General features: G+C 61.5%; 18 protein-coding genes. 8 read left to right on the top strand and 10 right to left on the bottom strand.

What is annotated here, in order from left to right; translation table 11 throughout:
* The first annotated feature begins 50 nt into the window (after positions 1-50).
* Positions 51-1226: a lipase family protein gene (locus RhoBH5_RS00740; RefSeq protein WP_054827626.1), complete on the top strand. Its 1176-nt coding sequence runs from the start codon at positions 51-53 to the stop codon at positions 1224-1226.
* Between the two features lie 73 nt (positions 1227-1299).
* On the top strand, positions 1300-1773 hold the full coding sequence (locus RhoBH5_RS00745; RefSeq protein ID WP_003945009.1) for a DUF5709 domain-containing protein: 474 nt from the start codon (positions 1300-1302) through the stop codon (positions 1771-1773).
* Here the strand turns inward: RhoBH5_RS00745 and RhoBH5_RS00750 are convergent.
* Complete coding sequence (locus RhoBH5_RS00750) at positions 1762-2811, bottom strand: GGDEF domain-containing protein (protein WP_270007850.1); 1050 nt, start codon at positions 2809-2811, stop codon at positions 1762-1764. The genes RhoBH5_RS00745 and RhoBH5_RS00750 overlap by 12 nt on opposite strands.
* A 603-nt stretch (positions 2812-3414) precedes the next feature.
* Between RhoBH5_RS00750 and RhoBH5_RS00755 the strand changes: the two genes are divergently transcribed.
* On the top strand, positions 3415-4398 hold the full coding sequence (locus RhoBH5_RS00755; RefSeq protein WP_058038792.1) for a hypothetical protein: 984 nt from the start codon (positions 3415-3417) through the stop codon (positions 4396-4398).
* Between the two features lie 7 nt (positions 4399-4405).
* Here the strand turns inward: RhoBH5_RS00755 and galE are convergent, their stop codons facing one another.
* The 5 genes from galE to RhoBH5_RS00780 all read right to left on the bottom strand — a co-directional run bounded on the left by galE (position 4406) and on the right by RhoBH5_RS00780 (position 9802).
* A complete protein-coding gene (gene galE, locus RhoBH5_RS00760; RefSeq protein WP_270007851.1) occupies positions 4406-5404 on the bottom strand; it encodes a UDP-glucose 4-epimerase GalE in 999 nt (332 codons plus the stop codon).
* Entirely contained in the window at positions 5401-6531 is a 1131-nt protein-coding gene (locus RhoBH5_RS00765; protein WP_042450935.1) for a nucleotidyltransferase family protein, read from the bottom strand. Before RhoBH5_RS00765 ends, galE begins: the two co-directional genes overlap by 4 nt.
* Positions 6510-7331: a hypothetical protein gene (locus tag RhoBH5_RS00770; RefSeq protein ID WP_042450933.1), complete on the bottom strand. Its 822-nt coding sequence runs from the start codon at positions 7329-7331 to the stop codon at positions 6510-6512. Before RhoBH5_RS00770 ends, RhoBH5_RS00765 begins: the two co-directional genes overlap by 22 nt.
* Positions 7332-7395: 64 nt before the next feature.
* Positions 7396-7668, bottom strand: a complete 273-nt coding sequence (locus RhoBH5_RS00775; protein ID WP_007732082.1) for a PqqD family protein — start codon at positions 7666-7668, stop codon at positions 7396-7398.
* Between the two features lie 46 nt (positions 7669-7714).
* The gene (locus RhoBH5_RS00780) at positions 7715-9802 is read right to left on the bottom strand and encodes a glycosyltransferase (protein ID WP_047270411.1); all 2088 of its coding nucleotides are present in this window, start codon (positions 9800-9802) and stop codon (positions 7715-7717) included.
* A gap of 52 nt (positions 9803-9854) precedes the next feature.
* Here RhoBH5_RS00780 and RhoBH5_RS00785 point away from each other — a divergent pair, with 52 nt between their 5' ends.
* Positions 9855-10136 carry a hypothetical protein gene (locus tag RhoBH5_RS00785; RefSeq protein WP_042450929.1) on the top strand — a complete coding sequence of 94 codons (282 nt, stop codon included), beginning with the start codon at positions 9855-9857 and terminating at the stop codon, positions 10134-10136.
* Positions 10137-10587: 451 nt separating this feature from the next.
* On the opposite strand, the gene RhoBH5_RS00790 is transcribed toward RhoBH5_RS00785, so the two are convergent.
* Positions 10588-11385, bottom strand: a complete 798-nt coding sequence (locus RhoBH5_RS00790) for an ArsR/SmtB family transcription factor (RefSeq protein WP_082661450.1) — start codon at positions 11383-11385, stop codon at positions 10588-10590.
* A gap of 411 nt (positions 11386-11796) precedes the next feature.
* Between RhoBH5_RS00790 and RhoBH5_RS00795 the strand changes: the two genes are divergently transcribed.
* Positions 11797-13212, top strand: a complete 1416-nt coding sequence (locus RhoBH5_RS00795) for an NAD(P)/FAD-dependent oxidoreductase (RefSeq protein ID WP_003944885.1) — start codon at positions 11797-11799, stop codon at positions 13210-13212.
* An 83-nt stretch (positions 13213-13295) separates the two neighbouring features.
* Here RhoBH5_RS00795 and RhoBH5_RS00800 read toward each other — a convergent pair whose 3' ends face one another.
* Both RhoBH5_RS00800 and RhoBH5_RS00805 read right to left on the bottom strand, forming a co-directional pair.
* Complete coding sequence (locus tag RhoBH5_RS00800; RefSeq protein WP_003945020.1) at positions 13296-13724, bottom strand: PaaI family thioesterase; 429 nt, start codon at positions 13722-13724, stop codon at positions 13296-13298.
* A gap of 236 nt (positions 13725-13960) precedes the next feature.
* A complete protein-coding gene (locus tag RhoBH5_RS00805) occupies positions 13961-14743 on the bottom strand; it encodes a hypothetical protein (RefSeq protein WP_003944809.1) in 783 nt (260 codons plus the stop codon).
* 202 nt (positions 14744-14945) lie between these two features.
* Here RhoBH5_RS00805 and RhoBH5_RS00810 point away from each other — a divergent pair, with 202 nt between their 5' ends.
* The 3 genes from RhoBH5_RS00810 to RhoBH5_RS00820 are packed head-to-tail and all read left to right on the top strand — an operon-like array spanning position 14946 to position 18342.
* Positions 14946-16406, top strand: a complete 1461-nt coding sequence (locus RhoBH5_RS00810) for a FecCD family ABC transporter permease (RefSeq protein ID WP_073512408.1) — start codon at positions 14946-14948, stop codon at positions 16404-16406.
* Positions 16403-17494 (top strand): FecCD family ABC transporter permease, encoded by a 1092-nt coding sequence (locus RhoBH5_RS00815; protein ID WP_003944960.1) that lies wholly within the window; start codon positions 16403-16405, stop codon positions 17492-17494. Before RhoBH5_RS00810 ends, RhoBH5_RS00815 begins: the two co-directional genes overlap by 4 nt.
* Positions 17491-18342: an ABC transporter ATP-binding protein gene (locus RhoBH5_RS00820; RefSeq protein ID WP_030536377.1), complete on the top strand. Its 852-nt coding sequence runs from the start codon at positions 17491-17493 to the stop codon at positions 18340-18342. Before RhoBH5_RS00815 ends, RhoBH5_RS00820 begins: the two co-directional genes overlap by 4 nt.
* A gap of 10 nt (positions 18343-18352) precedes the next feature.
* Here the strand turns inward: RhoBH5_RS00820 and RhoBH5_RS00825 are convergent, their stop codons facing one another.
* Positions 18353-20926 carry a bifunctional lysylphosphatidylglycerol flippase/synthetase MprF gene (locus RhoBH5_RS00825; protein WP_270007852.1) on the bottom strand — a complete coding sequence of 858 codons (2574 nt, stop codon included), beginning with the start codon at positions 20924-20926 and terminating at the stop codon, positions 18353-18355.
* Positions 20927-20962: the final 36 nt, after the last annotated feature.

Below are 20962 nucleotides of genomic sequence, written 5' to 3' on the forward strand. Positions count from 1 at the left end.
ATGAGGGGAAAACGTTGAAACTGCGAACCACACGCGTGTTTACCGGATCGATGCTGACTGCCGCTGCACTGACTGCCGCACTGCTCTCCGGGGGGACTGCACAGGCCGATCCCGCATATCCGGCACCGGACCCGGACCCGTTCTATTCGCAAGCAGCGGCCGAGGGGACCGCCGGCACGCCGATCTCCGTGCGCCGGGCCCCTGACCTGATGACCTTTCCCGGCGTCGCGATCTGGCAGGTCAGTTACAGGTCCACGAACTCCGAGAACAAGCCTATTGCCGCGGTCAGTACGATCCTGGTCCCGCCGAATCAAGCACAAGACGGCCCGTTGCTCTCGTATCAGCACATCGTCAATGCACTCGGTACGGGATGTGCGCCATCTCGCGCGCTTTACGCATCGGATCCCAACATCGTCATCCGTGAAGCGCCCATCCTCAACGTCGCGCTGCAACGTGGATGGACCATTGCCCTTCCCGACCATCTCGGACCCAACAGTGCGTACGGCGCCGCGCGCCTGGGCGGACAGATCACGCTCGACGGTATCCGCGCCGTTCAGAAAGTCCCCGAATTGCGTAGTGGCGCCAGCCCTGTCGGTATTGCCGGCTACTCCGGCGGCGGCATGGCCACCGCGTGGGCGGCCGCACTGGCCCCGAGCTACGCACCCGAGGTCAACCTTGTCGGTGTAGCCGAGGGCGGCGTCCCGATGAATCTGTCCAAGATGGCAAACGGCCTCGGACAGGATCCGCACCCGGCATTCGGCCTCGCCTTCGCCGCAGCCATGGGCCTCGAACGCGAGTATCCCGACCTACTGCCGCTGAGCAACCAACTCAACGACCTCGGACGGTCGATGCGGGCCGAACTCACCAACGCGTGCACCAACGACATCCTCAGGGTCGGTGCCGGGCGCAGTGCCTCTCAGGTGTCGACGTCGACATCCTTGCTGTCCAGCCCTGAAGTGCGAAAGGTGATGGACGACAACAGCGTCGAACTCTATCCCGGTGTGCCGACTGCCCCGGTGTTCGAATGGCACACGCCCGACGACGTTCTGATCCCCATCGATTCGGTGGTCAACACGATTTCGCGGTACTGCGCCGCCGGAGCCACGATTCAATCCCAACTGTTCCCCAGCCCGGACCACCTCACCACTGCGGTCCTCGGTCTGCCCACCGCATTCGAGTACCTACAGGACCGATTCGACGGAGTGCCGGCCCCGCGTTCGTGCTGAATGTCTCCGGAGTGACGTATCGAGCAGGCGCGGCACATGGCCAACTCGGTGTGCCCGTGGCATCGTTGATCGTATGAGCGACACGGATGACACCGGCGCGGCCGGCAATGGCGATTACAGTCTCGATCCCGACGACCAGCTTCAACCTGAAGACACTCTGATCGATCGAGGCGTCGACGACATTCTCGACGAGGGAATCTCACCACCGGAACGCCCACTGGGACTTGATGCCCACGGGTTGACCGGCAGCGAGGAATCAGCGGGGGAGACCCTCGACGAGCGCCTGGCCGAAGAAGAACCCGATCCGTACGCGTCGCTCGGAGATCCTTTGAAGGATCCCGCCGATGCCGACGAATTCGAACGGGAAGAAGAATTCCCGAACGGTGACGAAGTGGGTAACCGTCGGGTCGGGCGTCTCGTTGCCGAAGACGAGGGCAGATACGAGGACGAGGAAAGTGAACTCATTGCCGGAGACGTCGGAATCGACGGCGGCGCAGCGTCGGCAGAGGAAGCCGCGATGCATCTGATCGACGATTCAGAGGACTGAACGACCGCCTGACTGTTGTGGCTGTTGTAGCTGTTGATCGGTGAGAACGATGGAGTGGACGTGATTTCCACCCATTCTCTTGCTTTCGTACATCGCCGAATCGGCGAGGCGATGTAGATCGTGAACGCCACTTTCTGCTGCTTGTACGTCCGGCCAGGCGCCGTTGTGGATGGCTATGCCGATGCTTGTCGTCGAGATTGGTTCGCCTGTAGGGGAGTTCATGATGGGCGCGATCCGGGCCAGTAGATCGCCGACGTACGGCAACGGCATCATCTGAACGACGACGAACTCGTCACCGCCGATGCGCGCTATCGCCGCGTCCGATCTGGCCCAGTCGTGTAGTCGATAGGCCGTGCGCAGTATGACTCGGTCGCCGACGTCGTGACCGTAGGTGTCGTTGAAGTGTTTGAAATTGTCGATGTCGATCACCACCACCAGCAAAGACTGGTCGAGGCTGGATTTCGCTTGCAGTAGTTCGGAAGTCCGCCGTGCGAGTCCGCGCCGATTCAGCAGGTCCGTCAACGGATCGAGTTCTGAGCTTTGAACGTCGTTGCTCAGGAGCGCCAGAGCAATCTGCGTGACCACCGGTATGACAGTGATGACAGGAATGGCAAAGGCAATGCGCCCCAGGACGTCTGGAAGGCCAGAAGGTACATCGGTGAACACGCCGATGCTGGCGACAACGATGACCGCCCCGGAAAACAGCAGGTGCCACAGCTGAGTTCGAAGATTGTGAAAGAAGGCTATGTACGAGCCGACGAGCCCGAAGACGAGACATCCAAGCAATCTCTGATCCGGATTCGCCTCAGCCAGCACGATCACCGCAACAGCGAAGTCCCCGGCAACTACGAAGAAATACGACCTTTCACGGGTGGTCGCTACGACAGGCAGGGCAATTCCGCCGATCATCACAAGCACTGCGACGACGACGTCCAACGGAAATCCGATGGTCTGTACCGAATGAGTGCCCAGTCGCTTCAGCAGAATCGTGATACCCAGGAGGAAAACCAATACGCCGATGCCTATCCGAGTCGGCATGAGAATTCCGTTGTCGCGCAAGAATCGCGTGAATCGGTCAAACTGGTCTGGCACTGCGAGCCAGCGATGCACGACCTTGGGTGTGTCGCTCATCGCGGCCACTGACCATGAGAAGCGGCCGGTCGAATACAACACATGCGGCGATAGTAGTCCGTGGCGATGACAATGGAACTGAACTCGCCTCCAGCCTGTCAACCATAATACGTCACAGTGACGAATTGAGGTGGGATAGCCGGAAGTCGGTGAGACGTGTTTATCGACATCAATCCACATCAGAGCACTTATTGGTCGTTCCTGACGTCCAGGTCGCGCGGCGTAGCCGCAGTCGCCGGCGAGGCCCGGCGGTGATCGGTAGCAATTCAGCCGGCGATCGCGGAGTCGCAATGGTCGAGTCGTGCAAGCCGGTCGCAGATCTAAAACGGAAACGCAGGAAAGCCGGCAAATGTACCGGCAGACAGACATAGGTGGGCGGAAACAAGGAAGGTTGCACGAACCAGGCGTGAGCCGGATATCGCCAGGTGGAGAATTTGCCGATAATCTACATTATGTCAAGTAATGGATATTCGAACTTCCCCCGTCAGCTTGTCCGCTAGCTTTACCCACATGGATTCCGTTGCACTCGTCCTCGGTTCACCACGTGGCCGTCGCTTCTGTGCGAACGTCGGTTACGCATGCCGCGCCGGCGCACGCACATCCGGTGGACACTGGCCTCAATCGCCGGACGATGCGCTCCAAGTTCTCGGCGCTGTTGATATCCGGGCAATCGGCGAGATGTCCGAACTCGAGATTCTGCACTGTCTTGCGTATGCCGTAGATTTTGCACGCTACTGGGAGCCGCCGGACGAAGAAGATCTGATCTTCGTCCGCCCTGAGGTGATCGCGGCATTGCGACCGATTGCCGAAGCACTACTCGACTCGCCACACACTGCCTGGTGGGCCGAGCCTGCTGACCTTCTGAACCAGAATCTGGTTGAAAAGCGAAACCCTATTTACGGCTGGTCGGACCTTCCCTTGCGGATTTACCGTGCAGAGGACGGCCTCGAACAGTGGCGTGCTGAGGCACTCGACTACGAACGCCGGTTTCTGGAATACCAGATCGAAGATCCGGACCGTCACATCGGAGGCGAATGGTGGTCTATCCCGTTTGCCAACGGCACAACCGAAACAACCAGGGCCCGCGACGGTATCGGGGCCCTCGGGGTGTTTCTCGAAGAAGACAGCTCCTCGAACGAGGCGCGGGTGCAGCCGGTAAGGATCTACGGCGCGCCCCGGATCTACGAGATCACCGGTCCGCAGGACTGGGCGAATCTGGTCGATACCTATCCCCTGCCAGTGCCCGCTTCACGTCGCTCCGTGTGGTACGACACGACCGGTGAATACCGTGACTGGTTCATTCCGGACTGGGTTTCGGTGTCCGCGGATTACGACGCCGTGCACCTGACCATGATGGCTTATCTGACCACGCCAGGTGTCGCGATCCCGTTTTCGGCCAACGCGGGGGCCACTGTGCTCGCCGGGTGGAATCCGGACGCCACCTTCTGGCTACGTAGCAACAACATCACCGTTGACGACGACCCGACGGGCTGACGTTCGGCTACACCGAGTTGAGCAGGTGCGGCCGCACTGCCAGCCACCGCGCGGTGTCCTCGATCCCCTGTTCCAGGGTGAATGTCGGAACCCACCCGAGTAGTCGCAACGCACGATCGTTCGACGCATAAGCGCCGGCAGTGTCACCGGTGCGTCGGCCGGCAGCGACCACGTCGATATCTTCACCGAGCACGTTCTCGAATGTGTGTACCAATTCCCACACCGTCGTCCCCCGCCCGCTGCCCAGATTGACCACAGTCATGCGTGATGATTCAGCGGTGACCCGGTCGAACCTTTCCAGTGCTCGAACATGAGCGTCTGCAAGGTCCCAGACATGAACGTAATCACGCACTCCGGATCCGTCGCGCGTCGGCCAATCCGTTCCCGTAACCCTGAAAGGCGTTCCTGTCGAATATGATTCGAACAGCTTTCCGAGTGCGTGGGTCGGGTGTGCCGATGGTGTACCACTTCGCAGCTCCGGATCTGCCCCGACCGGATTGAAGTAGCGTAGAGATATCGCCGATAATTCAGTGGCCGCCGCAATGTCGTCGAGCATCGTTTCGAACTGAGCCTTGCTGTGCGCATAGGGACTCTGCGGTGCGATCCCCCAGCGTTCGTCGACACACCCACCGTCGCTCGGCGCATACACCGCCGCAGAGGAACTGAACAAGAAGCGCTCACACCCGTTCCGAAGGACACTCGATACCAGCGTCAGCGACTTGGATACGTTGTTCTCGTAGTACCGTGCCGGGCTACTCACGGAATCTCCGACCACGATCAAGGCCGCACAGTGAACTGTCGCATCGATATCGGAATGATCTGCGAATACCTTGTCGAGCAGTTTCTCGTCCGCGATGTCGCCGCAGTAGAACGGGAATCTGTGCGCAAATTCGGCGCGGCCGGTCAGCAGGTTGTCGAGAATCACGACATCGATCTCGGCGTCGACGCACTTCGACGCTACGGTGCTTCCGATGAATCCCGCTCCGCCCGTGATCAGTACTTTCACGCCGCTCCCCCGGCATCTTCGACGGCAGTCCTCGCACGACGGACGAAGTGGGACACGCGTGAGCGGGCCAAGTCCCATCCACGTAGGTCGCGCCCGTCCCGGATGGAAAGCCGATCACGGTCGAGAAAGAGCGGCACCATGACCAGATCGCGGTAGAGCGAGTGCAGGCGTGGGCGATCCGCCAACCACAGCGTCCATCGCCACCACCAACGCGCCGAGATGGTCGTCATTCCGGTACTGACGCCGAAGATCGATTCCACCGCCGCCCAGTGGACGTTCACCGCCCGACGGACATCGCGTGGCAACTGGCGTCTGGAGAGCGTCACAGCGAGTTCCGGTTCGGAAGTGAGCAGGTACCCCACGTCGAAGACACTGTTCAACGACAAATCGGCTCGAATCAAGGCCCGATCGGCAAGCCGCGCGTGAGCGATGACGTGCAGCGTCACGTCGGCCATCGCAAGGCGGGATTCTTCCGCCTCCGCGCTGATTCCTCGGACTGCGGCCTCCCGGGTCAGCGCGTGACGGGCGAACCTCGGAAGTAAGTGCGAATGGATTTCGACGGAGCCATGACGGTCGTCGCGAAGGAGTGCCGGTTCCTGATGATCGTCGTGATCGATGGAGTCGGAGTCCACTTCGTCGGGGCGGACCATTCGGTAGCCGAAATCGAGGATCGCGTCGTTGGCCGGAACGGCATGTGCAGGGTCGACGACCAAAAGGTCGATGTCCGTCATCCGTCGAGCTGCCGGGTTCGGCCAGATTTTTCGCTCGAGAAGGGCGGCACCCTTCAGTGCAACCGTCGGAAATCCGTTGCTGTGTAACAACTCTTGCAGTTCCACTCGCTGCGCGTCGAGGTCCGAGATCCTTATGGTGTTTCGGTGATGGACAAGGCTCAGCGTCAATTCCGGACTCGATGCGGTGGCCGAGGATTCCGACAGCATTTCCGCGAAGCTCGCAGGTAGGACCGATGCGAAGCCGGCCTCGACCGCTCGGGAGGCGAGCAGCGGCAATACCTTGTGCCTTACAGCGGCGTCGATGACTCTGGGCCAATCCTGCTGCGAACACAAGCGGATGACGTCGGCCCCACACTCGGGTTTCAACATGGAAATCAGGTACCGGGTGTCACGCATGACGCCACCAGTTCCTCCACGGTGTCGGCGCCGGTATCGCCGTGATGTCGAATCAGTCTGTAGCACGGGGCATTCGAGAGTAGAGCAGCGATGTTTCTCAGGGTCAATCCGTGGTTGTCGGACCACAGTGCGGATTGCTCGGCTAGCGACTGTATCGCTTGGGGTACGGGCATCGGAGCGAGTCGAGTCGGCCCCTCGTCCCATCCATCGAGGATCAGCACCAGATCGATTCCGCGAACCGCCGAGCTGACGTTTCGTTCAGCAGGCAAGGTTGACGGGTCCAACGCCCACACCGGCGGGGCGTACGGAAGATACAGCGAATCGTGCGCTTTGATCTCCGGGAGGACGTCGAACGTACCGGCTTTGAGGTGGACCCGCCGTGGTAAGCCCACAGCTTCGGTACCACGAATGAAGACGCCTTCGTCAGCACGCAGTTGTGCACCCCGTAAGGCAAGGGCGAGCGCCAAGGTGGTCTTGCCCGCCCCGGAATGCCCGGCGATCGCCACTCTCACACCGTTGCAGTCGACCAGAGCGGCGTGCAGGCGTGTCCAATGTCGGGCGTGCGCGGCCGTCATGACATCCCGGTGCACCGTGCGGTACACGCTCTCCGCGAGCTGGAGACCGTCCAGACCGATCAGCGTTTCACGGCTGCCGCTGATGGTCGATTCGATGGTGACGTCCCAGCGACCGAATGTCGCTCGATTCCGCTGAATCCGAACTTCGACGTTGTTGTCCGCAGGCCACGGGCTGGCAATCCGATGCTCGACGACACCGACCTCGGGTATGCGGAAACCGCGCACAATCGCGTCAACCCAAAGGTAATGCGCCCGGAATTGTGGTACGTGGTTGCCTGTCACGGAATTCTCACACCAGCAGACGAGAGGTGCTCAGCTGTCCGTACGTCTCGTTGACTACCGACTTCGCCTCGTCGTCAGGGATCTCGAGCACTTCTGCCACGGCCTGGACAATTTCGCTGACGGTCCGGCCGTCACACAGTTCCCACACCAACGTCGCGACCGGGTTGAGGTGATGGGCAACCTCGCTGGAACTGTCGTACAGCACAACACCGTCGGTGAGATCGTTGCTCTCCACCGTCTGAGAGCGTTGCGGTCTCACACCTTCGAGTAGTTCGGTCAAGATATCTCCTTGATTCAGCGAATCCGATTTCGTTTCGGTGGTGGTCTCACAGTGCGAAGCGTCGTGAGTATTCGGATTCGATTGCGCCCGAACGAATCAGGCTGCGTGTGGAGGCGATGCCGGGCGACAGCGTCAGGCACGTGAGCGCTCCCCCGGCACTCGCATCCACCAGGTAGTCGCCCAGAGTTCGGTAGTGACCCGCCCATTGTCCGAATGCTTCGGGATCTGACTCCGGATCCGCAATCTCATCGAGAATTCGCTCGAAGGCGCGCGAATGTACGAGAACGGCGTGGACGCCACAGTTCTCAGGACTGGTGCGCAAGAGTGCCGAACCGTCGAGCAGAGCTCCGTCCCTCGATTTCGGGTCGTGTCCGAGGTGGACGACATCCCAATCGCCGTGATCCAACTCTTCGCGGGCATGGCCAAGGATCGATGCGGCGGCATCCAGCAAACTGACGTCGTCAGCAGCGATGAGGACCGAATCCCAGCCCTTCTCAGTCGCCCGAGCGAGCGCACGACGCCACGAGACGGTGAAGGCCGCGTCCTGATTCATCGCGTCCTCGAAAGCCGACACTCTTTCCACCGCTGTTACGCGCGGTAAGCGAATGAATCTATGCCAGGACGCTTTCCATCTGTCGATGTCAAGATCGAGATTCACGACGGCAACACCGAGGTCCGACTGAGAATCCTCGACAACGGGGTTGGGTTCTCCCCCTACTCGGACAGGCGACAGTGGGCGATCGAGCACAACGTCGACTGCGCCTCGCTCGAGCAGATAAGCCGCCAGTGAGAAGTCGGACGGCACGGGTCCGTTGATCCTTCGTGAGAGTTCGTCTCGCAAAGTTCCGTATGTCGCCGCGCGAACAATCAGTGCAGCTCCGACCAGATCTTCGCCGTGTGCGTGGATGACAGCCGTATCGGCTTCGGCGGGGAGGTCGTCGACGATGTTCCGTAGCTTGTACATAACCGCGGGTTCGATCACGCGCGCCTCGTCCAGAAAAACCACCGACTTCCAGCCCAGCAGAATTGCCTTGTCGAGTCCGGCGACGAACGCAGAGGCCGTCCTCCACCCATCCGGACCGTCGTCCTCCGCCGGAATGGCACGGTGAACGGTCAGTTCGATCGACTCGGCCTCCGCCAGGCATGAACGCCACGGAGCGACTCGGCCGTCGTCGCTGAGAACGACCACCCCACCGAAGACCAACTCGGGTCGCTGGACGCTCAGCTCGGCACGGTGACGAATCTCGGGATACGAATCACCGAGGTACCTGGAGAACTGACGATGGAGTGAGTCGAGATCCCATCCGACCTCACTCCAACCGAGCAGGTAATTGTGAACACGATCTTCCCAGTTTATTCGATACGGGACACCGGCCGGGCGCTCGAATCGATGGTGCCAACCAAATGTCGGAAGGCAGACGACCTTTCCGCCGTTGATCCGGAACTTCTCGTGGATGTATCCCTCTTCACCGCCGAATCCGGTGAAGTGCGAGTTCAATCCCGGCCATGCCTCACGCCTGCAGGCAAATGAGCCGAGGCCCTGCATGACGATCTCGAAAGGCACGTCAGGGTGTTGCTTCGCTCGCGGATCAACTCCCCACGAGCCGAACATCCCGTTGCGCCACTTGGGGTCCATGTGGGTGGCCGCGATGTGCGAGGAATCCTGGGAGAGCATCGGTCCCTGGATCAGATCGTCGGTTTCCGGGTCCGCATCGAAATACGCCAGCAACGCCGACAACGATCCCGGTGCCAAGATCACGTGAGAGTCGAGGACAAGGACATACTTTCCGGTGGCCTTGCGGAACAGGACGTCCCGCACCGCAGTCGATCGAACGTCGGTGAACGGGATGTAGCGGAACCGACCGATGTAACCGGCAAACGATTCGAGCATCGGCGCCGGCAACCCCTCGGGGTTGTTGTCCAACAAGACGAATTCGACTCTGTCCAGAACCTCGCGATGATGGACCAAGATCGAGTGGATCGTGAAGTACGCGCCGTCGAAATCGTCGTAGGTCGCGATAGCGACAGTCAGATCGGCCGGTTCTCCGTGTGGCGGAGTCTCCTTCACCTGAACCGACCCCGCGCTCTGAAACTTCTTCAGAGCGCGGTGTAGCGCGACGTCGAACTCTGTCATCGTCGGTGTTCCCCCTCGGAACCAGTCGCGTCGTGTCGGCTACGTAGGTTCCGTGGGATTCGTCGGCTGGGTCGGAGGGGTCGGGAAGGTCGGCTCGGTGCGAGTGGTCGGTACCGTCGGTACGGTTGGCACAGTCGGGACGGTCGGCTCCGTCGGCGCTGTCGGCCCGGTGGGCTTGGCGGTCGTCGTTCCACCCGAACCTGACGAGCTACCGGTTGATCCGGAACCTGTGGAACTTCCGGACGGTCCCGAACTCCCGGAACTACCCGAACTTCCTGACGATCCCGAACTTCCCGATGATCCGGGATTGCCCGGCTCGTTTCCGCCCGGCTGATTCCCTCCCGGAGTATTACCACCGGGCTGATTCCCGCCTGGTTGCTCGCCGCCTGGTTGATTCGGATTCTGCTGGCCACGACTTGGCGCTCCGGAAAGATTCGGCGTGTCACCGGCTGCGAAGGCCGGCGCCGCACCACCGAGGCTGATCGACGTCACGACTGGCACAGTTACCGCCGAGGCCGCTAGAACTGTCTTGACGAACTTGCGTCGATCAACTGGAACATTCTGAAAAGCGTCGCCGCCCATAGCGTTTCTCCCATGCGTCCGAGACGAGGTCGTCCTCACTCGATGTCGGGCAAAACGCTAGCATCCTTCTGGCAACTTTACAGACTGAACGCGCCGATATTTGACGGTTATGCGAATTTGAGTCCGGACTGGGCCGACTGTTCGGACAAACGTACGGCGATCTCCTCCTGTTCAGGGGACTCGTTTGTCCCGGTCGACAACCGTCAACCGACCGGCATCTCCCACGGCGCCACCGGAAGAGTATTTCCGGTCTCGAGGTAGGACTTCAGATTCGACAGCACCGCCGACCATCCGCCGGCCACCTCCATGCGAGCCGATTCGTCCGCCAAATCGGTGTGCTTGACGGTCAGTCGCACGATCGCGCCGAAGGCTTCGATGTCGAAACTCACCCGAGAGATGTCGACGCCCGGTTCGCCGTTCGGATCAGCCCAGGTGGTGACCAACCTCGACGGAGGGTTGCTCTCGACTACGGTGCCGACTACATCGGCAATGTTCGAACCGTCGATCCGGCGGTGCTCCCAGGTCGATCCCGGCTGCCAGTCGGAGACGTTGCTGTGTCCCCAATACTCTGCGGTGGCCTGTGCGTCGGTGAGCGCTTTCCAGACGTTGTCCGCCGTGCTCGCAATGTAGGTGACGTACACAAAACTGGGCTTGTCGGTCATGGCTTCCTCCGCGATTTTTTTGACGGTACTGAGCGCACGAAGGCGCGGTACCTCGAACTTGTTGATCCACCGCTCTCGAATCTCCTCGAGCGCAACGGGATTGAGATAGTGAAGCTTTGCCCTCCCCTGTCGGACCGTGCTGATCAGATTGGCGTCCTCGAGCATGGTGAGGTGTTGAGTGACAGCTTGCCGACTCATGTCGAGGCTGTCGCACAGCTCGCCGAGCGACTGACCGTTGGCTACGAACAAGCGGTCCAGGAGAAGCCTTCGTGTGGGATCGGCCAGTGCTTTGAAGGCTGCATTCATCCGGTCGTTCACAACTTCACAATATGCAAGCATTTACTTGCATGTCAACGGTTGGGCGTGCCGGGTTTCGAAAGTTGGGACAGATGAGGTGTGATGTCTCTAGGCAGATGTGATCTGAATCCCGGATTACACCGTAAGAGAGGTTGGGCACATGGACTGGGCAGCAATTGGAGTGGGTGTCGGGTATGCCTCGGTGGCCCTGTCGATCCTGGTTTTCGTCGGCGGGTGCATCGCACTGTTCATCTTGTCCGTCCGCCAGTAGCCGACACCTCGACAAAGTGGTGATCACCCCGGGGTCCGGCCAAGCCGATCACCTCGGGAGTGATCACCCTCGAGGCCGCTTGATCGATTCGGACACACCGGCGCGCGTCGAACTGCTCGCAGAGAAGCTCGGCCGCGGTGGGACTACCGTAGGACTGTCGCCTAGAACTCGAGGAGTACGGAATGAGCATCCAGTCGGTTGAACCGCACCGCCACCGCGTAGTGGTGATCGGTTCCGGCTTCGGAGGATTGTTCGGCACTCAGGCTCTCAAAAAAGCCGATGCCGACATCACGATGATCGCGCGTACAACCCACCATCTGTTTCAGCCGCTCCTCTATCAGGTTGCGACCGGCATCCTCTCGGTCGGTGACATCGCTCCCGCCACGAGACTGGTGCTGCGCAAGCAGAAGAACGCACAGGTACTGCTCGGTGAGGTCGAGACCATTGATCTCGAGAATCAGACCGTGACCTCGCGCCTGCTCGAACGCGTCACTGTTACGCCGTTCGACAGTCTGATCGTGGCAGCCGGTGCCGGTCAGTCGTACTTCGGCAACGACCAGTTCGCGGAGTTCGCCCCCGGAATGAAAACGATCGACGACGCCCTCGAACTGCGCGGACGAATCCTCGGGGCCTTCGAACAGGCCGAACTGTCGGACGATCCCGCCGAGCGTGCGCGCTTGCTCACCTTCGTCGTTGTCGGCGCCGGCCCCACCGGCGTGGAGTTGGCCGGGCAGATCGCCGAGCTTTCCCGTCGAACGCTGGACGGCGCGTTCCGCAAGATCGATCCTCGTGAAGCGCGCGTCGTGCTCCTCGACGGCGCCCCTGCCGTGTTGCCCGTGTACGGCGGGAAGCTCAGCCGCAAGGCTGCCGAGACGCTCGAGAAGCTCGGCGTCGAGATCCAGCTCGACGCGATGGTCACCGACGTGGACAACGACGGTCTGATCATCAAGGAGAAGGACGGCACGCTTCGCCGTATCGAGTCGCAGTGCAAGGTGTGGTCCGCCGGCGTGCAGGCCAGCCCCCTCGGCAAGCAGCTCGCAGAACAGAGCGGCGGAGAAACCGACCGCGCCGGCCGCGTCATGGTCAATCCCGACTTGTCTCTGCCCGGGCACCCCAACGTCTTTGTCATCGGCGACATGATGTCGCTCGACAAGCTGCCCGGATTGGCTCAGGTTGCCATGCAGGGTGGCAAGTACGCGGCCAAGCAGATCAAAGCGTCACTGGACGGCAAGTCCCCGTCGGAACGAGTTCCGTTCAAGTACTTCGACAAGGGCAGTATGGCAACGATCTCGCGCTTCAGCGCGGTAGCCAAGGTGGGCAAGCTCGAGATCAGCGGCTTCATCGGGTGGGTTGCCTGGCTGGCAATTCACCTCCTCTACCTCGTCGGATTCCGTTCCCGTGCCTCGACGCTGTTGTCATGGGCGGTGACGTTCTTCGGGCGTGGCCGTGCTCAGATGGCGTCCACCGAGCAGCAGGTCTTCGCGCGAAACGCGATGGGCGAATTGGAGAAGAAAAACAAGGAAGCGACGGAGTCCGGCAGCGCTTCGAATGGCGAAGCCAAGAAGGCTGCCGGCAAGCAGCAGAAGGCCGCCGGCTGATCAACACCTGAGTGACCGGCGGAGGGCGGCTGTGGAGTTCAACTCCACAGCTGCCCTCCGTCATTCGATCGACTGCCGTGTTGTCAGTTTCCGATCTTCGCCACCTCGGTGATGTTCGCGAGGCGAACCTGTCCCTTGGAAACGAGTCGGTCGTTCTCGTCGGTGATGCGAACTTCCCAGAGTTGCTGGGTGCGTCCGCGATGAATCGGGGTGGCTTCAGCGGTGAGAGTGCCCTCCCGCGTTGCGCGCAGGAAGTCGGTGTTGTTGTTGACTCCGACCACGTGTCCTCGCTCACCCAGCCACACGGTGCCACCGACGCTGGCGAGAGACTCCACCACCGAGCAGTACACACCCCCGTGCTGTATCCCGGCGGGCTGGTGCAGCGTGGGCTTGACGGTCCATTGCGCCCGCACGCGATCTGGGCTCAGTTCGGTGTATTCCAGGCCGATGGTGGCGTCGAAGCCCGTTCCGAGCCGTTTCATCATCTCTGCGGTCTCAGCAGTGTCGACCATGCCATCTCCATCTGTGATTCTCTGGCGCCGGTGTGGCTGCCACTCCCTACCTGATTACACGAGAGGTAACTCGAGCTTGGAATCAGGTCTGGAAAAAGAACCGGCGGGTTTCACATCATTCGATGTGAAACCCGCCGTGGGAAGGACCGGGAGTCTCTGCAGCCCTCAGGACTCCGGCGCGGTCCGGCAGTTTCGTCACTCTCGCGGGGTGTAGCTCTCCGCGCGGTGTTCCACAATCATAGGCAAGGCTGACCTAATTTAGCAAGCCCTTCGTCGAACTGGTTCCAACGAGGACGTAGCGAGACCTTGCGGCGTGCACGCACGGGCAGTCCGGCGGCGACAAAAGCGTCCAGCAGCCCCTGCCCGCGGCGCTGAGCGGCTGATTCGCCCCCGCCGGCCAAGATGGGGACATATGCCGCTGCGCCCAGGATCGACTCCCCTACCAAGCCCCAGAATCTGAACTGGTCGACGGGCGCACACCTGGAGACGGCGTCGTAGATCGCCCGTAGCGAGGTCAGGCAACGGTGCGCGGTCCAGACGAGGAGCGCTTCTTCGCACGGCATGTCGACGACGCCGTCACTGCCGGACTCCCGTCCGTTCGGCGCAACTCGCAGAGTTTCGTCGATCACCCCGGCCCAGTCGATACCGCCGTCGCTGTCCATGTGGATGAACAGGTTCTCGAGGCCTGGATCCCAAGCGGCACCTTCGGAGACGATCGATGCGGCAACCCTGCCGACCACAGCGTGAATCAGTGATGTTGCGACCTGTATCGCCGCAGCTTCGGCACTGTCGAGATCCTGGAGCGAGCGGGCGAACATCTGATGCACCCGATCCCCGCACAAGCCTTCACTCAACTGCCACCAACGCCGTTTGCCTTCACCTGACATGGCGGCAACCGCGTAGACGCGCGGGTAGTCAGGGTTGAGTGCTCGTAGGCGAACGCTGGTGCGGCTCAATGCGTTCGACCGGAGTTCGAATTCACGAACATCCGCATGCTGGGTGGTCAAGGTGATTGTCACCGTGCACTCCAATCGGCCGAAGTTGTCTTGTGGTTCTTAATGTAGGTTAGCCTCACCATAATTCAAGAGTAAAGAACTGTGACGCTGGGCACCGCATATTCACAGGAACTTGCCCCGCAGGGAGCACGCCCACATAGGGTTCCGTAACCTAAGATGCGAATTCCCTGCGCACAAAGACCAGGAGCTCGAACCGCCAGTGACGATGATCAAACCGCTCGGGAACGGACATCCCCGAGGACCCAGCGAGACGTACGGACGGCGCATAGTGCCGCGCGGCCCGGCTCCTGTCCGAATGCGTGTTCTAGCTGGGATTTTCGACGCGGGGGTGTTCCTGCTTCCGTTGCTCGTCGGCTGGTACGTCGTTCAGTCGCTCCGAGACGAGAACGGTGGCGGCGAAGCCGACCGCGCAGTATTCGGTGGGACGGCAATAGCCATTGCCGTTGGTCTCCTCGTGTGGAACCTGGGATTCCGCGAAGGTGCCACAGGCCGGACCTCGGGAAAGGGATGGGTAGGTCTGGTCACGCGTGACGCGAAGACAAAGCAGCCCATCGGTGTTCGCCGGGCTCTGCGCAGGCCGTTCGATCGAACCGGTATCGAGGTGGTCCGTGAAAGCACGGCGCGCGAAGAAGGGTTCGAGGAACTCGCGCGCGACAACAGCGTCGGGGCAACTCGTCGACGCCGGCTGATCGGTCTCGCGGTGCTCACGGTTCTTCTCGCGCTCGTCATGCTCGCGAGCATCGCGGTGGGCGCACGTCCGCTGACGTTTGCCGAGATCTTCCACGCCATCTTCAGTTCGGACGGCACCCAGACGGACATCATCGTGCGAACGTTGCGCGCTCCGCGGACCATCCTGGGTCTTGTCGTCGGCATCGCACTCGGTATCGCCGGCGCCCTGATTCAGGGACACACGCGTAACCCGTTGGCAGATGCCGGACTACTCGGCCTCAACGCCGGCGCGGCTTTCTTCGTAGTCATGGCGATCTATCTCTTCGGCTTCACCGCACCGAGTCAGTACCTCTGGTTCGCGTTTGCAGGATCGTTCGTCGCCAGCATCGTCGTCTTCGGCTTGTCCTCCATCGGAAACGGCGGCGCAAGTCCTCTGAGTCTGGCTCTGGCGGGCGCGGCCGTCGCGTTCTTCCTGCAAGCCATGACCAACGCCGTGATAATCCTCGACCAGACGAGCCTGGACGCCTACCGTTTCTGGGTAGTCGGGTCGGTGTCCGGTCGCGGGTTCGACGTTCTCTGGCAGGTCCTCCCCTTCCTGATACTCGGATTGGTCATCGCCCTGGCAAGTACGCCTGGTCTCAATGTCCTCAGCTTGGGTGAAGACGTCGCAAAAGCCTTGGGAACGAACATCGCGTTCAGTCGCACACTCGGCATCATCGCGATCACCCTGCTGACCGGCGCCGCGACCGCAGCGTGTGGACCTATCGCGTTCATCGGATTGGTGGTCCCCCACGTGGCCCGGGCCATCACCGGACCCGACTACCGCTGGCTGGTCCCGTACGCGGGCTTGCTCGGTGCGGTCATGCTGATCACCGCGGACATCATCGGTCGCGTAGTCGTGCGCCCCGGCGAGTTGCAGGTCGGAATCATCCTGGCCCTCTTCGGCGCCCCGTTCTTCATCGCTCTCGTACGCCGCAGGAAGTTGGCAAGTCTGTGACGCTCAAGCAAGAACTCCGGGTACTCCCCCGGACCGTCCCCTCACGTAAGTCGATTCGTATCGGTGGATTCTCGCTGGTCTACCGTCCACTCGCGGTGTCGGTGTGCATTGCCCTCGCGGTCGCACTCTTCCTTCTGCTCTGCATCAACATCGGACGCGGCGACTATCCGATCTCGATCCCCGATGTCATTTCCGTCCTGCTCGGTAATGGAAGCAAGACACAGAACCTGATCGTCTTCGACCTCCGACTTCCTCGATCGCTCACCGCACTCTTCATCGGTATGGCACTCGGCATTGCCGGTGCGGTCACCCAGACGATCGCTCGCAACGCCCTCGCCAGCCCCGACATCCTCGGAATCACGGCCGGATCGAGTGCTGCCGCGGTTGCTCTCATCGTGCTCGGTGGTGGCGGGTCGTTCGTGGGACTGCTTGCCACACTGGGGATTCCGTTGGCTGCACTCTGCGGCGGCCTACTGACAGCAGTGGTGATCTACGCCCTGGCGTGGCGCAAGGGCGTCGAGGGGTTCCGCCTCATCCTGATCGGTATCGGCATCAACGCCATGCTGGTGGCAGCGACGGGATGGCTTCTCATCTCGGCGGACATCAACGATGCTTCCCGCGCACAGGTGTGGCTCAACGGTTCGCTCAACGGTGCCACCTGGAATCAGATGTGGCCGGTAGCCATCGCTGTCGCGGTAGTCGGCGGCTACGCGGTGATCGCTTCGTTCACCATGGGAGCGCTGCGGTTGGGCGACGACAACGCCACCTCTCTCGGTGTTCGCTTGCAATCATCGCAGGCCAAACTGTTGCTCTCCGCCGTGGCGCTGGCCGCCATCGCAACCGCCGCAGCAGGTCCGGTCGGCTTTGTCGCCCTGGCTGCGCCACAGGTCGCTATGCGTCTGGTGCGCTCTGCCGGCCCGCCCATCGTGGCGTCCGCGCTGACCGGTGCTGTACTGGTGGTCGGCAGCGACGTCATCGCTCGAACAATTCTGCCTGTGGAACTCCCCGTCGGAATCGTGACTTCCGCACTTGGTGGTCCGTTCCTGCTCTACCTGTTGGTTCGTAACAATCGGAAGGTCACAGCATGACCACCATCGCCCAGTCCACCGATACTCCTTCGCGTCTCGTCGCCAAGAACCTGACGCTCGGGTACGGGGACCGCATCATCGTCGACGGACTCGATCTCGAGATCCCTACCGGCGTGATCACGACGGTCATCGGCCCCAACGGTTGCGGCAAGTCGACGCTCCTGCGTGCGCTCGGTCGTCTGCTCAAGCCCAAGGGCGGATCGGTTGTCCTGGACGGCAAGGCGATCAGTTCGATGAAGACCAAGGAAGTCGCACGGGTGCTCGGAATGCTCCCCCAGACTCCGGTTGCGCCCGAAGGACTCACGGTCGCCGATCTGGTCTCACGTGGGCGCCACCCGCACCAGTCGTGGATCAGGCAGTGGTCCGCGGACGACGAGGGCGAGGTCGCCGAAGCGCTGGAGCTGACCGGTGTCTCGGATCTCGCCGATCGACCCGTCGATCAATTGTCCGGCGGTCAGCGCCAGCGGGCCTGGATCTCGATGGCTCTCGCCCAGGGAACCGACATTCTGCTTCTCGACGAACCGACTACCTATCTGGACCTCGCGCACTCGATGGAAGTCCTCGACCTGGTGGATCAACTCCACGAGGAAATGGGGCGCACCGTGGTGATGGTTCTGCACGACCTCAATCTCGCGGTCAGATACAGCGATCATCTGATCGTGATGCGCGACGGCGCCGTCGTCGCTTCTGGTGTCCCCAAGGACATCATTTCCGCGGAACTTCTGCTCGACGTATTCGGTCTCGAAGCTGCGGTCATCGACGATCCCGTCTCGGATCGGCCGCTGATCGTTCCGATCGGAACCCGGCACGTGTTCGGCGCCGTCGGCGGGCCGGCAAAGCCTGCGTGACGATCGCGAATCAGCGACCCAGAATCGTCCGAACAAGTTTGAATCCCTGACCGATCGTCACGGTCGGCAGGTACGCCCGTCCGACCGCGTTCCCGATGCTCGGCAACGCGGCTGGATCGGCGAAGGTCATGTGCATCGGCACGTACCGAGGCTGGAACTTCGATTTGAAGGCCAACAGCGAACGAAATCCGTACACCGGTTCCAGGGTGCGACCGAGCAGGTCGAGCACGCTGTCCATCATCGCCGAGAAAGTCGTGGCCTCCGGTTCGTTCGCATTCCTCTCGGAGTCACCGGCGATTGTTGCCAACGGTGCACCGGACAGACTGAGGAACTCGACGTCCTCCTCCTCCAATTTCAGTGCAGCGGAGGCGATGAGGAACTCCATCGCGGGACGGAATCCTTCGGAGCGTCGCCTCATGAAGTCGAGTGTCCACCCGACGACTTTGCCGTCGCGGTACACCGGTAGCCACGACGTGACACCGTGCACGGTGCGATCCTCGTCGACGGCGATCAGGCACCGCACTTGTTCGTCGTCGATCTCGTCGAGTCCGCCGAGGGTGAATCCCATCTCGGGCATCCCCTTGTCCGCCACCCATTCCTCCGAGATCGCAACTATCTGATCCTTGATCGCGAGAGGTGCATGAGGGAAGGAAATCCACTCGGCCGTGATCCCGGACTTCTTCGCCCGGTTCAGTGCTGTTCGCACATCCTGGAACCGCTTTCCTGTGAACGCGACCTGTCCGAGGTCGAGCACGGTTTCCTCGGCGACCTGCAGGCCGCTCCAGCCCATGGAATCAGTGATGCTTCGGGCGTCGTCGGTCACTGAATAGAAGCAGGGAATCCAACCGTTCGACGAAGCGAACTCGGCAAACTCCTCGATCGCCGTGCGCATGCGATCTGGAGGACCGACCGGATCACCGGTTGTGAGAGCAACACCGGCGATGACGCGATACGCGACGTAACTCGAACCGTCCGCGCTGAACCAGTATGTGTTTCCCTTCCACGTCGTCATCCAGGACAACGGGCTGCCGGTACCGGCGATCAACATGGATCGCGCTCGTTCGGCGGCTTTGGGATCGGCGGTCTTGACCGGCTTGAGGAAACTCACGAACACCAACACGGCGGCGACGCCCCAGAACACGACGCCGGTCCACTCGAAGAGCAACGTCGACTCGATGTCCACGGGAAGCAGACGCGGATCGATCAACTGCAGGTACACGGGCGGTACAAGGCGCTGAGGGAAGTCCGCGAGCAACATCGTTACAGTGGGCTCGCGATCGAACCCGTGCCTGGCGAGCATTCCGCCGCCGACGTAGATCACGGCGAGGACCGCGAGCAAGGTCACGATCGCAGCACCGAGACGTCGGTATGTCTTGGCCGGGGCCGCGACGTCGAAGTATCGACGTGTCGCGATCAGCAGGATCAGTACGAAGAGCGGTGTCAGGAACGGCACCAGAGTTCGGTACACGTTCGGATCGCTGATTCCGTAGAACAAGCTGTCACTGTCGACGGCGTCGACGAACCTGATGACGAAGTTCCCGATCGAGAGGACGAGTAGGACTACCTGAGCACACACTGTCGCAATCCAGGCGAATCTGCGGCCACGACGGAGCCCGTCACTCAACACGAGAACGAAGATCGACGGCATTAGCGAGAGCAGAGTCGGGCCGATACCGGAGAGTCTGAGCTCGAGGAGTCCTCGTCGGCAGTCCGGATCCGACGAGGACTCCTCGCACAGTTCTCGAACCTCGGCGACAGTCCAGGGAACTCCGCGGAAGAGGTCACGGAGGACCGCGAGTGGGCCGACCGCCTGCGGGGACAATGCGGCGATCATCGGGCCGATCGCACTCGCCGCGACGACGATGGCGACCAGGACGCGACCCTCTCGCTGTGTCCCGGCGATGCGCTCACCGCGCGCCGATCGTCCGACGATCCACTGACCGATCACCAAACCCACCACAGCGGCAAAGAATCGGATGACGTCTTGCAGCTGACCACTGAACAAGGCCAAAGTGATCGTCAACGCCAAAGTTCCGACGCGAATGCGACGGCGCCACAGGGTGCCCATGTTCGAGCTGGCGGCCATCGCAGCGCCGACGATCCATGCACTGGCTCCGACCGCGGAGCCCACGTGGAGGCGGAATCCCCAACTGGAATCGAACACCTTCGCAAACGACGCCCAGCCGAGCCCGAGCAGGACTCCCAAGATTTGAGTGCTTGCGCCGGCGATCGCAAGTTTGATCGTTCCCATTCGGCGTTCGAGGGGTGCGGCGACTGCGATCGAGAGCACGGTCGCGCCGAGGTACCCGAGCAGGTTTCCTGCCCACAGCACGGACGTGAGCGGCGTCCAGATGCGGCCGTGCTGGATCGAGCCCATTCCGGCACCGATCGTGTGCTCGAGATCGCGGGACGGTCCGTGAACGAGGCTGCCGGTTGCGGCACCCACGATCCACATGGTGAGAAGTAGAACGACCGTCAACGGTGCGTCGCGAATGCCGAAACGGATGATGCCGGCAGCTTTCTGCGTGACTACCCGCGCCCGTGATGTCGATTCTTCGGTGCCCGGCGAACTGTCGATCGTCATCTACGTGCGGCTACTTTCTGCGGATCGACTGTTTGG

The organism is Rhodococcus sp. BH5, assembly GCF_027583855.1.
Lineage (GTDB): Bacteria > Actinomycetota > Actinomycetes > Mycobacteriales > Mycobacteriaceae > Rhodococcus_F > Rhodococcus_F qingshengii.

What these genes read in the sequence shown, in the direction of transcription:
- RhoBH5_RS00740 (WP_054827626.1), top strand. Translation starts at nt 51, where the DNA reads ATGCTGACTGCCGCTGCACTGACTGCCGCACTGCTCTCCGGGGGGACT.
- RhoBH5_RS00745 (WP_003945009.1), top strand. Translation starts at nt 1,300, where the DNA reads ATGAGCGACACGGATGACACCGGCGCGGCCGGCAATGGCGATTACAGT.
- RhoBH5_RS00750 (WP_270007850.1), bottom strand. Translation starts at nt 2,811, where the DNA reads ATGCCGACTCGGATAGGCATCGGCGTATTGGTTTTCCTCCTGGGTATC.
- RhoBH5_RS00755 (WP_058038792.1), top strand. Translation starts at nt 3,415, where the DNA reads ATGGATTCCGTTGCACTCGTCCTCGGTTCACCACGTGGCCGTCGCTTC.
- RhoBH5_RS00765 (WP_042450935.1), bottom strand. Translation starts at nt 6,531, where the DNA reads ATGCGTGACACCCGGTACCTGATTTCCATGTTGAAACCCGAGTGTGGG.
- RhoBH5_RS00780 (WP_047270411.1), bottom strand. Translation starts at nt 9,802, where the DNA reads ATGACAGAGTTCGACGTCGCGCTACACCGCGCTCTGAAGAAGTTTCAG.
- RhoBH5_RS00790 (WP_082661450.1), bottom strand. Translation starts at nt 11,385, where the DNA reads ATGCTTGCATATTGTGAAGTTGTGAACGACCGGATGAATGCAGCCTTC.
- RhoBH5_RS00795 (WP_003944885.1), top strand. Translation starts at nt 11,797, where the DNA reads ATGAGCATCCAGTCGGTTGAACCGCACCGCCACCGCGTAGTGGTGATC.
- RhoBH5_RS00800 (WP_003945020.1), bottom strand. Translation starts at nt 13,724, where the DNA reads ATGGTCGACACTGCTGAGACCGCAGAGATGATGAAACGGCTCGGAACG.
- RhoBH5_RS00810 (WP_073512408.1), top strand. Translation starts at nt 14,946, where the DNA reads ATGATCAAACCGCTCGGGAACGGACATCCCCGAGGACCCAGCGAGACG.
- RhoBH5_RS00820 (WP_030536377.1), top strand. Translation starts at nt 17,491, where the DNA reads ATGACCACCATCGCCCAGTCCACCGATACTCCTTCGCGTCTCGTCGCC.
- RhoBH5_RS00825 (WP_270007852.1), bottom strand. Translation starts at nt 20,926, where the DNA reads ATGACGATCGACAGTTCGCCGGGCACCGAAGAATCGACATCACGGGCG.